The following is a 14681-nucleotide window of genomic DNA, read 5'->3' on the forward strand; positions in this document are numbered from 1 at the left end:
ATTAACGTCGTTGATTAAACCGCAATAGCGTAAAGGAGGAAAGTCCAAATAGGACTGCGGTCACTAAAGCCAAAGCGAGACTACCCAGTAGATATTCTAAAAAATGTTCGGATATAGCTTGAAAATCTATTTGGCTATAATCCAACAAAGGTTTGGCACTGGATATAAATAACTTTCCTGTTTGTATCGATCCCCAAATAATCAATGGGATCATAGGAGGGATACTGACATTTGAAAAGGCAAAACAAAGACCTTTATTAAGCCTAAAGACAGAGGCGAGAAAAATTGATAAAAAAGACTGAAATCCCCATAAAGGGGCAATCCCAATAAACACACCCAATGCAATCGAAATGGATTTAATAAAATTCGAATCGTGCGTTCCCAGAATATCTTCTTTTAGAAAATCCTTAAAGCTTTTTTTTTTGAAACTTCGAAAAGCGTTTCTTGGAAATATATAGAGTAGACTAATCAAAACTAAGAACGTGTTGAGGATGCTAATTCGTGTGAAGTCCTTAAATGGTCTAAAATGCGAAACTCGCTCTGTCGGATCGTAAAGTATCTTGATCGGTACATTCTTCACGACAATGTCTTTCCATGCTGAGCGTACAATTACTTCAATTTCTAGCTCGAATTTGTTGGTATATAGTTTTTTAGGTATGCGGTCAAGAGGGTAGAGTCTGTATCCTGATTGCGTGTCAGCAAGTTTTATCCCTGTTTCAAACCAAAACCAAAAATTGGAAAACTTATTACCGAAACTGCTCTTTTTTGGTATGCCGGCTTGGTCCATTTGGCGCTCACCAATCAATAAAATATTTCCGTCACTTTGGTTGAGTGCGTCTATAAAAGTTGGAATGTCATCGGGAAAATGTTGCCCATCCGAATCGATGGTGATTGCATACTGAAATCCCTGTTTTCTTGCCGTATCAAACCCTATTCGTAAAGCTTTGCCCTTACCTGAATTCTTTTCCAGGTGCAGCACTGTAATGGAAGGGTAATTTGCTAAAATCTCTGCTGTTGTATCCGTTGAACCATCATTGACTACAATAACCTGTGTGGTATAGGCCAAAACCCCATCTAAAACTCTTTTTAGCGTTTTAGCATTGTTGTAGGTGGGTATGAGTACACATACAGCTGTAGGAATAATAGATTGGCTGAAGCTTGGCGAATTGATCATGGTTATACAACAGGATAAGTGCGGCAAAAATTGAGTTCCATTTTAAGTGCAAGGGTATCATCGAAAGAACAATTGGCCTTGATCTGTATGGTTTCGGTTTCTTGAACCGCCAATTCCAATGTCAGCATGGAATGAACGGAAGGATCTATAATGGCATAAAAACGAATGTTTTTGGCAGACCGCATACGGAGTTTTGTCTGCAGTAAATCTTCGGTTATATTTTTTATGATCTGTAACATACATACACCTGGTGTTACTGGTCGCCCTGGAAAATGCCCGTTAAAAATCGGATGATCGGGATGAATACCTATCTCCATCAAATATTTTCCATCTTCACGCACCTGACTATTGTGTATCGTATAAAAGTCTGCTAAAACCATGTTTCAAACTTAGATAAATTACCTTTTATATGCAATATAATAGCGGAGCATAATAAAAGTAATTGAAGAACTTACTATAGCGGAAATACGGCTTTGTTTATTTTTTATATCTAGCCTTATGTATCATGTCGCTTAAAATGGAATATTTACAAAATCCATTTTTAGCTTGATACCACGATGTTTTATATTAAAGCTGTCAAGTTTCCCCAAAGAATCTGGTTTGAATTGAATTTCAAAAGCTCTTTTGTACTTGGATGCCATTTCGATTTTGGTTAAGGTTCCTTGGTCATCTATCTTAAGAAAATATCGTTTGCTGTTATAGATACTTAAAAATTGATTGGCTATTAAATTTTGATAGTCAGCTCTATAAGTTGTTTGTGTTAAAGCTCTGAAATCCCTCACTAAGGTGTGGAGGATTATCTTTCTGTCGAGATCTTGCATGACATAATTGACCAGATGTTGGTCTTTGGAAATCGTTATATCAAATAAGGTATTCCCCAGATCAGAGGTAAGTACAATCCGATGATCGTCCTGACTGATTCTTTTGGCGACAAACATTCCTGTCATCTCTTTTCCATAAAAGCGAATTGTAGCCCGATATAAGCGCTCTTCATTTAACCTGGCAAAATAGGGGTTTTGAACGAGAGTGTCGATTGCACCATAGTTTTGTTTACCATTTGGGTAGTAAACCTTACATCCTGTCAGAAGAACTAAAAGTAACAGACTAAAAACTGAATAACGCATCGCTGATTGGTTGGTTGATCTGCTTGTTTTTGAAAACTATTTTTGTATAATCTTTAGACGGTTCTATCAACTGGACTTCCGAAACTGTAGATTGTTGATCATTAAAATACAATACGATCGTTTGAATATAAGCCGATAGCTCTTTTGTTTTAGGTGAAAGCTTCGCTATGCGTTGATTTCGATTTTTGTGAAAGGTGATCGTAAAGTCATCGGCAGCAAAGAGATCTCCACTGATGCTGCCAATAATCATTTTATTGATTTTCTCGAACTTTTTATTGTTGCCAAGGTCGACCTTATTTTTTTTACCTTGATCATTTACCAATACTTTATTGTCTTTAAAAAGAATACCATATTGGATCGGTGTATTGTATTTCCAAAGCAGCTTGTTTGGGTCTTTCAATAACATGGATCCACTGGACGTAATCTCTTTAGAAAGAAAATCCAAGTGCTTATATTGGACAAAATCTGTTTTTAAGGTTTTTATTTTTTGTGCTTCCGCTACGACGGTTTGTTTAAAACTAGTTATTTCAGCGCTTGACATAGCTGTTTCTTGTGCTTTGGTCAGCGCAATGTGAAATACAGAAACAAGGAGTAGAATGAGCTTAGTTTTCATATACTTTTTGATTTAAGAAATCTTCCAAATTTACGGCTTCTAATTTGTTAACCTTTAATGCCATTAATAAACTTTTAACGATATGTACTGTTTTCTCGGATGTATCATGTAAAAGAATGATACTGCCGGGACTTAGTTTTTTTGCAATGCGTGCAAAAATCTGATCTTCAGTTAGATTTAAAGTATCCAAGGAGCGGATGTTCCAACCAATGGATTTCAACTTGCAATCGTGCAATGCTTTTGCAATATGTGGATTGCTGACACCAAATGGAGGCCTGTAAAGCAATACTTTTTTTCCTGTTGCCGTTTCAATGGCATGATTAGCTTCATTTATCTCTTCAACAACTTGTCTGCTTGGCAGAAACCCCATCTTATTGGGATGATTCATGCTATGATTGGCAATTACATGGCCCCTTTCAATAATTTGCTTCGCTATCATGGGATACTTGACGACCTGTGTGCCAATACAAAAAAAACTAGCTTTTGCTTGATATTGATCCAGTAAGTCTAGTATTTCCAAGGTAAAAGGTGTAGGGCCGTCATCAAAAGTGATCGCAACTTGCCGCACATTTTTTCTTACGCCTGTTGTCGATTGCATAAAGAAATTTAGACGAAGATCAAATGCTCCCCAGGAAACTATTCCAACATACATAATCAGCACAATAATCAAAGGAGAATACAGTTGATCGTTTTTCCAGATGAATACAGTCATCAGAAAAAGGGCAAGACTCACGTATGTTGTGTTTTTAAAATTTAGCATCTCGATAACAGCATTAGACTGTTTTGATATCCAAAATTACAAATCAGTACATGTTGAAAAGCACCGATCTTATTTCCAATTGGACTCTCCATCGATCGAAAGGTTTGATTATTCAATTGTTTTAAAGCGAAATCGAATGCAAACACAACATCTGTGTCAAAGTATCCTATCTGCGATTGATAGTTTATTTTAGCTAAGTCGTTGAATGCCTCAGCCTCCATTTCTGATGGGGGTTCCGGCTTTGCCGAACCATAAATAACCAAGTCAAGCTGCTCGGCAGATAGCTTGTTTTTTTTAAGAAATGCAGCTAGTTGGCTTTCTGGTCGTAGCTCTTCTGTTGGATGATAAATTACCATGTCAACCAATTCTCCAAGGGTATGTTGATTCTTTTGATTGGAGAAAATGAAGAAACCGGCACCTTCTGTCCGCGGGATTCCTGTTGTTATCGGTTGATCTGTTGTATTGGCTATGCTCTCGCTGATGTCGATACTGATATCTGAAAGCTCGTCAACGGCACCGACCAATAAAGTTTTCCGTTCGTTCAGCACAAGTTGTAGATAGGCATCAAATACGGTCGATTCAAATGATACGCGACCCTGTGAATAGGTCATATTATAACCTGTATTTTTGATTAAAAGGGCAATTTGACCGGCAACGGTATTGTGCGTCGACTGGATAAATGCAGTCGGTGATAAAAACTCTTCTTGTTGAACAACAATGGACTGTAAGAATTTATCGGAGTCTATTAGACAGCCTTTTCCACTTCCAACGAGGATACCGTCCAGCTCACTGCGATCAATCTGTTGCAGTGCTTCCATAGCACATATAATTCCCATTTTTACAGCTTTGGACATTCGCCTTGCACTGTTGGGCGATAGGATCTTACTGTCTATTTTAGGCAGATCAACCTTGATCCAATTTTCTCGACTATTTGGTAGGCTAAGGTTGTTAACGCATATGCTTGCGGCATTAATATATACTTTATGCATGCGAAAAAATTAAGCTTGAACAATTGCCGCCAAATCCAAAGGAATTGCTGAGTACATGCCGGATGTCTATACGTTGGTGTTCAGCGAGCGGCGGCAAGGCAGGCTGTTCCATGGTATTTTCAAATCTTAAATTAGCAAAGGCCAGTTGATGCTGAATGGCGAGTAGTGCATATATTGCCTCAATACCGGCTGAAGCTCCCAATGTGTGTCCAGTATATGATTTGGTTGAACTAAAAGGCGGTATCGTATCGTTAAATAATCGCTGTATCGCCGTTGCTTCTGTTCGATCATTATTTTCGGTCGCCGTTCCGTGTGCATTGATATAATCAATTTCGCTCGGTATCAACTCTGCCATTTTTAGAGCCTCTTGCATAGCGAGATAGGCACCTTCACCGCTATCTGAAGTTGAGGTTTGATGAAAGGCATCATTGGCGTTGCTGAACGCGTTCAGGTAACCTAATATGGGTTTCTTTGTGTTTTTTAAGGATCTTGTAGATTCAAGTACTAAAAAACCTGCACCTTCACCTAAGTTTAACCCTTTTCTATTGCTGTCAAAGGGGCGATTAAGTTGGTCGGACAGGAGCATTAAACTGTCAAAGCCATTGATTGTAAATTTTGACAGGGCATCCGATCCGCCCACTAAAACCCGATCTGCGCGTCCCGAGCGCAAAAGTCGAGCCCCAAAGCCAATGGCATTAGCCGCCGAGGAACATGCTGTACTAATAGCCGTCACATAACCATTGCTGCCCAATATTTTGGCCAATATGGCACTTGAATCCCCAACATCCCGGCGTTGTACGAGTGTGCCGGTCTGTTGTAAATGCGGGAAATGTTGTTCAAAAATATCCATTCCCGCAACCGAAGTTCCCAAAACAATTGGCGTATCAACTGCTGCTGTAATACCAGCCTGAGACATGGCTTCTTTTGCAGCAATTGCGGCAAGTAGGCTGGTTCGGGAACAATAGTCGGGTACCTCAGTACCTAATTTTTCAATTAATGCTTCGTTCGTTAACGACACTTCACCAACAAGCGTGTGATGTTGATGTTTTCCCGAGATATGTTGAAGCGGTTTGATACCATGCTGTTTCTGGAGCAAAGAATGATAGTTTTGCGCGACATCATTTCCAATGGCGGTAATCATGCCCATTCCAGTAACCGCAATAGTATTTTTCATGTTTTATTTCGTTCTATTTTCTGAAATATAGGTTGCCAATGTTTCAATGGATTGAAAAATAGTCTTTCCGATTTTTGGGTCAGTAACTTTAATACCATAATCCTTATCCAATAAAACAGTCAGCTCCAATGCATCAATAGAGTCTAGTCCTAGACCATCTCCAAATAATGGTGCCTGATCTTCAATTTCATCTACAGTGACTTCTTCTAAGTTTAAGGCTTCAATGATTTTCGTTTTTAATTCCGATTTCAACTCTTCCATTCTTTATTGTGTTAGTTGTCTTACGACATTTAAATTATGTGCTACAATGCCTGTTTTTTCCACAAGATACAAAACCAATTTATAGTTTCCTTCCATATAATCGACCCAACCGCATAGTACCTTTTCCACTCTGCTGGAATTTAAGAGGTAATTGCAGTAATTTACTGCAAGTTGACTGTCGAATTGCGCTGAAACAAAAAAGATATTTTCCGTTTGCAGGTTATGCCTAATCGCAATTTCACCCATACAGACATTGGGCAGGGTATATACAAATATAGCAGGACTGGGATAGTAATGCTCCTTGTCTGCGATGGTATTAAGGTGCTTTAAGTCGGTATCAAGGCTACTGTGCCTATTCGACAAGACAATGCCGATATTCTTTGTTTTTTCCTCTTTCAATAGTAATTCAGCCCCTAGCCAAGCTAATTTGCTGAGGTTATCCATCTTGAAAAACTTCGGGTAAGTCGTTTCTAGTGAATAGTAAAATGCTTTTGAAAAAGTAGCAAAATCTGAGGATATTGCTGCTGAAATCTGTTCACCATTAACATATACGCCTTTTGTATCGATTCGGCAATGCCTGCTGATTTGATAGTGTTGTTCCATGCTTATCGTAACTCCCTTTCAAATAATATGGCTGTATTTGTGCCAGCAAATCCCGATGCTGTTTTTAAGCAGCGAATAAGAGGTTGGGGTTGTTCCAATAGCTCAGTGACAACCGCTAGAGGTAATGAAGTGCCTTGTTTTTGATAGCCTAAACTGGGGAGTAGTAAATTATTTCGTAAGCATTCCAAAGAAATAATACTCTCGATGAGTCCAGCGGTTCCCAAGGTATGACCGAAGTACCCTTTTAAGCTATTGATCGGTTTAGTGGCTAATCCGGAATGATGTATGGCCACAGCTTCCATTTCATCGTTGTAAATTGTTGCTGTTCCATGTGCACAAATAAAATCAACAGATTTTGGTTCTAATTTGGCTTCGGCCAATGCAGATGCGATGCTAAGTCTCAGTCCTTCGCCTGTACGTGATGGTCCTGAAATGTGATTTGCGTCGTTGATTGAGGCTTCGCCGGCGATAAAGAATTCTTGATCTGTTAATTTTTGGCCGGTGACATGAATTGCTGCCGCGGCTTCGCCGAGATTTAAGCCCTGTCTAAACTCGTCATAGGGTTTACATACCGTGTTACTTAGGGCCTGAAAAGACTTAAATCCTGAAACGACAAATTCACTGACCAGGTCCCCAGCAACGATAATGGCATCTTTACAATAATCCATCTGTATAAGTCGTTTAGCGGTCGAGATGGCCTGCAGACCCGATACACAGGCATTGCTAATGATTATCGGAGGCCGTTTAAAACCAAAAAAATCGGCTATTCTTTGAGCTAGTACGGGAAGGCTTGCAGCAACAATATCGTTTGCTCCGCCTGCGCATTGCGCGATATTGCCCTTGGTTGTTGAGACGATTAATTCAGTCTCTTGTGTAATAATAACTGCTTTGACAAGAGGTGCTAATGCGGCTATCATGAGCTTTTCTAGTTTTGAGAATGCCGCATCGGAGGGGAGCTGTGTGTCCTGCAGCAATTTGTTTAAATGCTGATCCAATTGTTCTTCTTCAACAATAGCGGCGTAAACGTCTCCATGCAATTCAGCAAAGTCGGTCAACTTGATTCCTGATTTGCCGCTAACAAGGGCATTCCAGGTGTCTGCCAGATTATTACCTATGGGGGATATACAATTGTATGGGCCTAAATATACCTTTTTCATTTGCTGACAAAATCAAGCCGATTTTTCCATTGCTGAAAAAAATCCGGAGTATACAATTGTAAGTTTCCTGAAGAATCTAAAAATACCTGGATCGTTTCACCTAGGCAGACAACCTGATTGTTGTCATTTAGGATGCGGTAACGATAAATAATCTTTGCTGCTTTGGTATCCAATAGGGATGTTTCAATACGTGCATTGTCACCATATTTTAATGGGAGTTTATGTTCGCAGGTACTCTTCACGATCGGTGTTGTATAGCCATGGCCATGAATATCTAGATAGGTCAGTCCATGTTCCATGCCGAAAGATTCTCGGCCATCTTCAAAATAACTGATGTAATGGCCATGCCAAACTATCCCCAACGAATCGACTTCATTGAAACGTATACGTAAGGGACTTGTCCAAGTAATCTGATTGACTTGTTCGGTTCGTTTATTTTTTGCCATAATCATGAAGAAGCTATTACACTTTTTATTTCAGCTTGAGCGATCTGTCGATCTCCGACAAAGCTTTCTACGGAAACGAGTGTAACCCCCATAAACTCTTGTAGAATCGTTGCTTTAGTCAGCAATTTTTCTCCGACCTGAGGGAAGGAATCTATTGAAATACTTTTTATTGTACCGAGATAACCTATAGGTGCAGTTTGTTGTTTGATGTAAAAGCTGTAACCAGTATGTAAAGCAATGGATTGCGCCATGTGCTCAATAATACCTGCTTCCAATAATATACCATCTTCCACAAAAATATTATCTTCTTGAACAGTTAAACCTGCTGCCACTGTCTTTTCGGTGAAATCGTACAGGCAGTCAATCATAACCATCGGAGCACGATGAGGTAATAAATTCTGTAAAAATATGTTATCGACTATTGGAAATGGGGCAGCTGTCATTTGTCTAAAAAAGTTCCTTCAAAGTTACTAATTAAAAGATAAAATCATAGGTTTCAAGTAGCGCAAAATTGCTTTTGATCGGTTTTAGCACAGCGCCTCTGCTGTGTTATTTTTTTGTTCCTTCAGATAAATAATGTAAACAGAACTGTGGATGTTTATTGGGAATAGTCCTTCCAGAAATCGTAGAAGTTAAACCACTGCATTGGATATTTTTTGATCATATAGGTTAGCGACTGACAATAGGTTTGCAGTAAGCCCTGAGCGTCACGGTGTTTCACTTCCACTTCGCGGGCATAGAGATGATAGTGGAGCTTAGGTTCTTTCATAACATAGACAAAAATAACAGGAACCTTGAGCCTGGAAGCGATTAAAAATGGGCCGGCTGGAAATTGTGTGTTTTTACCCAGTAAATCTGCCGAAAGAGTTTTGGTGCCTTCTAGATAACGATCACCTGTAAAGACAATTAGTTCATTGTTTGTAAGTGCTTCATTGATGGCAAATACGTGGGAGAGATCTTCTTGGATAACGATGAATTTTACAGTCGATTTACGCGATACTTTTGCCAAGTATGATTTGATGGCTTGATGTTCGCGGTCCGAAATAACCAGATTAATCTGATTCTCGATATTGATGTCCTCCAGGAAATAAGAGGCGATTTCAAAGTTACCGATATGTGCTGATAACAGGATACCGCCATTTTTTTTCTCCAAGGCAGATTTTAAAATCGCAATACCGTCAAATTCATAGCTAAATCTGTTGCGCATACCCGCAGCTATTGCTGTTTTATCGATCAGGATTTGACCGAAAGTAAAGTAACTCCGGTAAAATCCAATGAGCGTTGAAGGAAGTGAATATTTTAGTCGATATCTTAGGTAATAATAGATCGACCGGTTGCTACTCCAAGAAGTCAGGAAATAATAAAAAGCTACAAATACCAGCAGCAGATAAGCTGTACGGATTCCTAGCTTTTGAATACAGAATACAAAGATTCGATATCCTAAGACACTACCCTTCGATTGTCCTTTCCACTGACTCATTGGTAAACATTGACTTAGTTATGAGCTGTCTTACGTTTGATGAGGTCATAAAAGTCTTGGAAGGTTTGGATATTTGTGAAATCGGCTTCAACCAATTTGACACCAAAATTGGACTCAATGATAACGACAAGATCGACATAATCCAAACTGTCTAAATTTAATGTATCTTTTAAATTTAGATTCGGTTGGATTAAATCAACATCCACTTCAAACTCATCAACAAGTATTTCGTTAATCTTTTCAGAAATCATTTTTATAAGTTAATCGTTTATTTTTTTAATGACTAATGCAGAGTTAGTTCCCCCAAAGCCAAAAGAATTGGACAAATATAGGTCAAATTCTTTAAATACGGTTTGTTTAACGATATTTAATTTGGCTGAATGTTCGTCCGGATTTTCAAAATTAATGTTTGGAGCCATAAAACCATTTAACATCATGATGTTGGAATAGATGATCTCACTGGCGCCGGCCATCCAACATTCATGGCCTGTCATAGATTTTGTGGAGCTGACAAAAGGTTGGCTTTCACCGAATACCTGCAAGATAGCCTGTGCTTCATTGGCATCGCCTACAGGGGTGGATGTGGCATGTGCGTTGATGTAGGCAATATCGGAGGGTTTAACGCCAGCTTGTTTAATTGCGCGTTCCATGGCCAAGGCCGGTCCTTCGACATTTGGTGTAGAAATATGCCCTCCGTTGGATGAAAATCCATAACCTACAATTTCCGCTAGGATAGGGGCTCCTCTACGTACCGCGGATTCATAACTTTCTATAATTATTGTAGCGGCGCCGCCAGAAGGTACCAATCCGGACCGATCTTTGTCAAAGGGACGTGATACTGTTGTAGCCGGCAGGGTATCATCTCCAAAAACACCTAAACCATCAAAACTGGCCATGGCATATTTATTGATCTCTTGCGCCCCACCACAGATAATCATATCTTGCATGCCACTTTTAATCAGGTTGAATCCAAGCCCTAGAGAATGGGATCCGGAGGCACAGGCGGCGGATATCGTCATGTTAATGCCTTTTAAACGGAATATCGTGGAGAGATTCATGGTTACCGTGGAGTTCATTGATTTAAAAATCGCTCCAGAACCTATCAGGCTGGTATCCTTTTTCTCCCGTACAATATCGACAGCTTCAATAATGGCTTTGGAGACCGAATCATTTCCATAGAGAATACCAATTTCATGTTCATCGAGAAAAGCATCGTCAATGGCTGCATTTTTTAAGGCTTCCATCGTAGCCAAATACGCATATTCTGTTTCTTCACCAATGGATATTCGCTGACGGCGGTTCAATTCATGTTTTAAATTTGGTTGTGGAACGGCACCGGTTAATGCGGAACGAAATCCAAAAGTTTTTCGTTCTTCATCGAAGATAATCCCTGATTTTCCTTGTTGCAGAGAATCTTTTACTTCTTCCAATGATGTCCCCAAGCAGGAATATATTCCCATCCCCGTGATCACTACTCTTTGCTCCATAGATTTACGAATAAATTCCTCCATTTATATTAATTACTTCCCCCGTAATATAGCCTGCTTTTGAAGAAGCTAAAAAGGTGACGAGGTCTGCGACTTCCTCAGGTTCCCCAAATCTATTGGCCGGAATCAGTTTTTTTAGTTCCTTTTCGTCCATATCGGCAGTCATGTCACTGTGAATAAATCCAGGTGCCACAGCATTGACGGTGATATTCCGTTTGGCAACCTCCTGAGCCAGCGCTTTAGTTGCACCTAGCAAAGCCGCCTTGGCCGCCGAATAGTTGGTTTGACCAGCTGTACCTTTTACACCGGATACGGAAATCATATTGATGATACGACCATAACGCTGGCGTAACAGTTTCTGTATAAAAAATTGGGTAACATGATAGAAACCATTGACGGTTGTGTTGATTACCGAGGACCAATCTTCTGCTGGCATCCACATAAACAAGCCATCTTTGGCTATCCCGGCGTTATTAACGATAACTTCAAGCTTAGCTTCGGGATGGCTCGATTCCCAGGTAGATAAGGCCTTGTCGACTGCGGATTTATCTGCGACGTCGAATTTTAGAAGCGAACCACTACCGCCCTTTGCTTCTATAGCAGCAAGTGTTTCTAATGCTGCAGTTTCATTCTGCTGAAAGTTGATCAACACATGATAGCCCAATTCTTGAGCCAGTTTAAGACAAATTGCCCTGCCAATTCCCCTTGATCCACCTGTAACTAAAGCGCATTTCATCCTACAATATGTATATTAATTTTGAAATAATTCTGCATTATCAAACCATTTGTTTCCTAAAAGGTTTCCTTTGGTGTCAATAAATCCCCATTTGCCATTGAGTTTAACTCGCGCTAAACCATCGATAAATCCCTTCTCCTGTTTCTTAAACGTTAGCGCCGCAGTAATCTCATATTGAAAGGGGATGATAACTTTGGCATTTTTATCGATGAATCCCCATTTACTGTCTTTAACTGCAGCGAGGCCCTCCGGAGAAAATGAAAGGGCATCCTGATAGGCAGTAGGGATGACCATTTTACCTGTAGTATCAATATATCCCCATTTCCCATTTAATTTCACGGGAGCTAGACCTTCCTGAAAATTTCGCGCATCATCATAAGTTGCAGGTATCACCCATTTGCCATCCGATGCCATAAAACCGATTTTATTTCCTTGCTGAACAAGGACAAAGTCGGGGTTTTCAATATTTTCAATTTTTGAAATACCAGGGAGAGCAATTTCTTTTTGACCAGATACGAGAAACCAGTTGTTCTGTTTTTTTGCCCATACCAATCCAACATTAAAATCGCCGATATCATCATAATTTGGAGCGACGACCTCTTTTCCCTGATTGTCAATGACACCCCATTTTTTATTTTTGGCGACTTTAGCGTAGCCATCCTTAAATGGACGGATGACATCATAAGTTGGTGGAAGCACAACCTCTTGTTTGTTGTTGATGAGACCGACTAAATTGGTCGCATCACGATAAAAAGCAACACCATCATTGAATTCATAAACCCGCTTGCTAGAGATCGACTTCAGTTCCTGCCCGAGAGAATCAATGTAAAGCCAACCGCTTGCAGATTTCACCATCGCCATTCCCTGACTGAAGGATTTGGCATTGACGTATTGAGGTTGAATAATATAGTTCGCATCTTTATCTACAAATCCCCACCTGCTGCCATCATAAACAGCAATCTTTCCTTCGGATTGATCTTGAGCATTTTTGAATTGAGGTGTAATCTGAAACGATCCATCTTTATTGATAAATCCGACAAGTCCCTTTTCTTGTACCCGCGACAATTGTTGCGCAGATGCGAAGGTGCATGATAGTATAAATAATCCGCCGAATGTGAGCCTTTTAATCATGATTTTTATTGATTAAGTATTCTTTTACTTTTTTAATAATCGGATACATCACTTGATCCTCGGCAAAGGCCGGAAACAAATTACGCAGGTCCATATACCAAGATAGTGTTTCTTTTGCTAATTTTTCCTGACAACCTAAATGGTCAATTGCCTGTGCTAAAGTAATAAATTCTATCGCCAGCACTTCAAAGGAATTTTCGATGACCTGACTGCATGACATTGCTGCATTCGTACCCATACTGACAATATCTTGGTTGTCATTATTGTTGGGAATGCTATGGATGTAGAGCGAAGTGCTTAGCGCTTGGGATTCCGCTGTTGTGGATGTTGCCGTAAATTGGACACCTTGCATGCCAAAATTTAGTCCTAATGTGCCTAAATTTACGAAAGGCGGGAAAATCTCATTGATCTTGCTGTTGAGTAAATAATTCAATTGTCTTTCCGCAAGCATTGTCATCTTGGTCATAACCAATTTAAGTTTATCCATTTCCAGTGAAATATAGTCGCCATGAAAATTGCCGCCATGATACACATGTTGATCGTTTAGATCAATGATGGGATTGTCGTTGGCTGAATTTAGTTCATGCTCAAGCACTGTGCCCACATTGTTAATGGTATCCGAAACCGGACCCAATATTTGCGGAACACAACGGACGGAATAATATTCCTGTACTTTGTCTTTGAAAATATCTTCTTGATTTTCACCAGTATAGAGGTGGTCTTCGCGTTTTCGAATCAACTTACTGCTTGCAAGGTGACCGCGCATCTTTTTGGCAATAGCTTGTTGTCCAGGATGCTTTTTGCTTTGATTTAACGCTTCCGAAAAATGATCGTCATAAGCTTGAACGATTTCATTGATTGCACAGGCTGCTTTGATGGACCAAGATAAGGCCTTTTGCGCATGGTTCCAGTTTAGTATGCCAATCCCTGTCATGACCGAAGTGCCATTGATCAGTGCCAAGCCCTCACGTAGAACAATCTGAATAGGGGCAAGACCTTCAGCATCAAAAGCTTGTTGGGTTGGAATTCGTTCGTTTTTATACATTACCTCACCCTCACCAATTAATACCAGGGCCAAATGTGCAAGCTGTACGAGATCACCACTGGCACCGACACCACCGTGTGCAAAAATAACTGGATAAATATCGCGGTTGATCAATTCTTTCATCAAAGCAATGGTGGATTTATGGACTCCTGAATAACCGAGAGTTAATGTATTTAAGCGTGCTAAAATAGTGCTTTTTACCTGAAGCGGATCAAGAAGTCGTCCTGTTCCTGAGGCATGGCTGCGAATTAGGTTGTATTGAAGTTTAGTGCGGTCTTCGTCTTTAATCCGATATTGAGCCATGGGGCCAAAACCGGTATTGACACCATAAATTACTTTGTTTTCAGCAAATTTCTGAAGAAAATTGTGGCTAGCATCTACTTTTTCCCAAATATCGTCATCGATATCCAATTTTTCGTTTCCGTAGGTTATTTGGATAAACTGTTTTAAATCTAAATGGTTGGTGAGTAAGCTCATGATTTATGGGATAGCAATTTTAAA

The 14681-nt window shown here is 39.8% G+C and carries 18 protein-coding genes; all 18 read right to left on the reverse strand.

Features of this window, described 5'->3' with window-relative positions:
* Position 1 precedes the first annotated feature (1 nt).
* The 18 genes from ACHWSC_RS22560 to hutH all read right to left on the reverse strand — a co-directional run bounded on the left by ACHWSC_RS22560 (position 2) and on the right by hutH (position 14657).
* Complete coding sequence (locus ACHWSC_RS22560) at positions 2-1174, reverse strand: DUF2062 domain-containing protein (RefSeq protein WP_394678262.1); 1173 nt, start codon at positions 1172-1174, stop codon at positions 2-4.
* A 2-nt stretch (positions 1175-1176) separates the two neighbouring features.
* Entirely contained in the window at positions 1177-1554 is a 378-nt protein-coding gene (locus ACHWSC_RS22565; protein ID WP_145328542.1) for a 3-hydroxyacyl-ACP dehydratase, read from the reverse strand.
* 132 nt (positions 1555-1686) lie between these two features.
* Positions 1687-2298: a hypothetical protein gene (locus ACHWSC_RS22570; RefSeq protein ID WP_394678263.1), complete on the reverse strand. Its 612-nt coding sequence runs from the start codon at positions 2296-2298 to the stop codon at positions 1687-1689.
* Entirely contained in the window at positions 2279-2911 is a 633-nt protein-coding gene (locus ACHWSC_RS22575) for an outer membrane lipoprotein carrier protein LolA (RefSeq protein ID WP_394678264.1), read from the reverse strand. The genes ACHWSC_RS22570 and ACHWSC_RS22575 overlap by 20 nt, the downstream gene beginning before the upstream one ends.
* Positions 2901-3644: a polysaccharide deacetylase family protein gene (locus ACHWSC_RS22580; protein WP_394678265.1), complete on the reverse strand. Its 744-nt coding sequence runs from the start codon at positions 3642-3644 to the stop codon at positions 2901-2903. Before ACHWSC_RS22580 ends, ACHWSC_RS22575 begins: the two co-directional genes overlap by 11 nt.
* Positions 3645-3664: 20 nt before the next feature.
* Entirely contained in the window at positions 3665-4660 is a 996-nt protein-coding gene (locus ACHWSC_RS22585; RefSeq protein ID WP_394678266.1) for a beta-ketoacyl synthase chain length factor, read from the reverse strand.
* A complete protein-coding gene (locus ACHWSC_RS22590; RefSeq protein WP_394678267.1) occupies positions 4653-5834 on the reverse strand; it encodes a beta-ketoacyl-[acyl-carrier-protein] synthase family protein in 1182 nt (393 codons plus the stop codon). Before ACHWSC_RS22590 ends, ACHWSC_RS22585 begins: the two co-directional genes overlap by 8 nt.
* A 3-nt stretch (positions 5835-5837) precedes the next feature.
* Positions 5838-6095, reverse strand: a complete 258-nt coding sequence (locus ACHWSC_RS22595; RefSeq protein WP_075991965.1) for a phosphopantetheine-binding protein — start codon at positions 6093-6095, stop codon at positions 5838-5840.
* Positions 6096-6098: 3 nt separating this feature from the next.
* Positions 6099-6698: a hypothetical protein gene (locus tag ACHWSC_RS22600; RefSeq protein ID WP_394678268.1), complete on the reverse strand. Its 600-nt coding sequence runs from the start codon at positions 6696-6698 to the stop codon at positions 6099-6101.
* A gap of 2 nt (positions 6699-6700) precedes the next feature.
* Entirely contained in the window at positions 6701-7855 is a 1155-nt protein-coding gene (locus ACHWSC_RS22605) for a beta-ketoacyl-[acyl-carrier-protein] synthase family protein (RefSeq protein WP_394678269.1), read from the reverse strand.
* Positions 7852-8301, reverse strand: a complete 450-nt coding sequence (locus tag ACHWSC_RS22610) for a thioesterase family protein (RefSeq protein ID WP_083663564.1) — start codon at positions 8299-8301, stop codon at positions 7852-7854. The genes ACHWSC_RS22605 and ACHWSC_RS22610 overlap by 4 nt, the downstream gene beginning before the upstream one ends.
* 2 nt (positions 8302-8303) lie before the next feature.
* Positions 8304-8744: a hypothetical protein gene (locus tag ACHWSC_RS22615; protein WP_075991969.1), complete on the reverse strand. Its 441-nt coding sequence runs from the start codon at positions 8742-8744 to the stop codon at positions 8304-8306.
* A gap of 155 nt (positions 8745-8899) precedes the next feature.
* Positions 8900-9781 carry a lipid A biosynthesis acyltransferase gene (locus tag ACHWSC_RS22620; protein WP_075991970.1) on the reverse strand — a complete coding sequence of 294 codons (882 nt, stop codon included), beginning with the start codon at positions 9779-9781 and terminating at the stop codon, positions 8900-8902.
* Between the two features lie 14 nt (positions 9782-9795).
* Positions 9796-10032 (reverse strand): acyl carrier protein, encoded by a 237-nt coding sequence (locus ACHWSC_RS22625; RefSeq protein WP_075991971.1) that lies wholly within the window; start codon positions 10030-10032, stop codon positions 9796-9798.
* A gap of 9 nt (positions 10033-10041) precedes the next feature.
* Positions 10042-11268, reverse strand: coding sequence for a beta-ketoacyl synthase (locus ACHWSC_RS22630; protein WP_075994721.1), 1227 nt, complete (start codon positions 11266-11268; stop codon positions 10042-10044).
* 4 nt (positions 11269-11272) lie between these two features.
* Positions 11273-12004 carry a 3-oxoacyl-ACP reductase FabG gene (fabG, locus tag ACHWSC_RS22635; protein ID WP_286733676.1) on the reverse strand — a complete coding sequence of 244 codons (732 nt, stop codon included), beginning with the start codon at positions 12002-12004 and terminating at the stop codon, positions 11273-11275.
* 15 nt (positions 12005-12019) lie between these two features.
* On the reverse strand, positions 12020-13135 hold the full coding sequence (locus ACHWSC_RS22640) for a WG repeat-containing protein (RefSeq protein WP_394678270.1): 1116 nt from the start codon (positions 13133-13135) through the stop codon (positions 12020-12022).
* Positions 13128-14657 carry a histidine ammonia-lyase gene (gene hutH / locus ACHWSC_RS22645; protein ID WP_394678271.1) on the reverse strand — a complete coding sequence of 510 codons (1530 nt, stop codon included), beginning with the start codon at positions 14655-14657 and terminating at the stop codon, positions 13128-13130. Before hutH ends, ACHWSC_RS22640 begins: the two co-directional genes overlap by 8 nt.
* Positions 14658-14681 lie beyond the last annotated feature (24 nt).

This window comes from uncultured Sphingobacterium sp., assembly GCF_964277905.1.
Taxonomy (GTDB): domain Bacteria; phylum Bacteroidota; class Bacteroidia; order Sphingobacteriales; family Sphingobacteriaceae; genus Sphingobacterium; species Sphingobacterium siyangense.

Excerpts from the sequence above, each read along its gene's own strand:
- ACHWSC_RS22560 (WP_394678262.1), bottom strand. The coding sequence starts at position 1,174 with ATGATCAATTCGCCAAGCTTCAGCCAATCTATTATTCCTACAGCTGTA.
- ACHWSC_RS22565 (WP_145328542.1), bottom strand. The coding sequence starts at position 1,554 with ATGGTTTTAGCAGACTTTTATACGATACACAATAGTCAGGTGCGTGAA.
- ACHWSC_RS22570 (WP_394678263.1), bottom strand. The coding sequence starts at position 2,298 with ATGCGTTATTCAGTTTTTAGTCTGTTACTTTTAGTTCTTCTGACAGGA.
- ACHWSC_RS22575 (WP_394678264.1), bottom strand. The coding sequence starts at position 2,911 with ATGAAAACTAAGCTCATTCTACTCCTTGTTTCTGTATTTCACATTGCG.
- ACHWSC_RS22585 (WP_394678266.1), bottom strand. The coding sequence starts at position 4,660 with ATGCATAAAGTATATATTAATGCCGCAAGCATATGCGTTAACAACCTT.
- ACHWSC_RS22590 (WP_394678267.1), bottom strand. The coding sequence starts at position 5,834 with ATGAAAAATACTATTGCGGTTACTGGAATGGGCATGATTACCGCCATT.
- ACHWSC_RS22595 (WP_075991965.1), bottom strand. The coding sequence starts at position 6,095 with ATGGAAGAGTTGAAATCGGAATTAAAAACGAAAATCATTGAAGCCTTA.
- ACHWSC_RS22600 (WP_394678268.1), bottom strand. The coding sequence starts at position 6,698 with ATGGAACAACACTATCAAATCAGCAGGCATTGCCGAATCGATACAAAA.
- ACHWSC_RS22605 (WP_394678269.1), bottom strand. The coding sequence starts at position 7,855 with ATGAAAAAGGTATATTTAGGCCCATACAATTGTATATCCCCCATAGGT.
- ACHWSC_RS22610 (WP_083663564.1), bottom strand. The coding sequence starts at position 8,301 with ATGGCAAAAAATAAACGAACCGAACAAGTCAATCAGATTACTTGGACA.
- ACHWSC_RS22615 (WP_075991969.1), bottom strand. The coding sequence starts at position 8,744 with ATGACAGCTGCCCCATTTCCAATAGTCGATAACATATTTTTACAGAAT.
- ACHWSC_RS22620 (WP_075991970.1), bottom strand. The coding sequence starts at position 9,781 with ATGAGTCAGTGGAAAGGACAATCGAAGGGTAGTGTCTTAGGATATCGA.
- ACHWSC_RS22625 (WP_075991971.1), bottom strand. The coding sequence starts at position 10,032 with ATGATTTCTGAAAAGATTAACGAAATACTTGTTGATGAGTTTGAAGTG.
- ACHWSC_RS22630 (WP_075994721.1), bottom strand. The coding sequence starts at position 11,268 with ATGGAGCAAAGAGTAGTGATCACGGGGATGGGAATATATTCCTGCTTG.
- fabG (WP_286733676.1), bottom strand. The coding sequence starts at position 12,004 with ATGAAATGCGCTTTAGTTACAGGTGGATCAAGGGGAATTGGCAGGGCA.
- ACHWSC_RS22640 (WP_394678270.1), bottom strand. The coding sequence starts at position 13,135 with ATGATTAAAAGGCTCACATTCGGCGGATTATTTATACTATCATGCACC.
- hutH (WP_394678271.1), bottom strand. The coding sequence starts at position 14,657 with ATGAGCTTACTCACCAACCATTTAGATTTAAAACAGTTTATCCAAATA.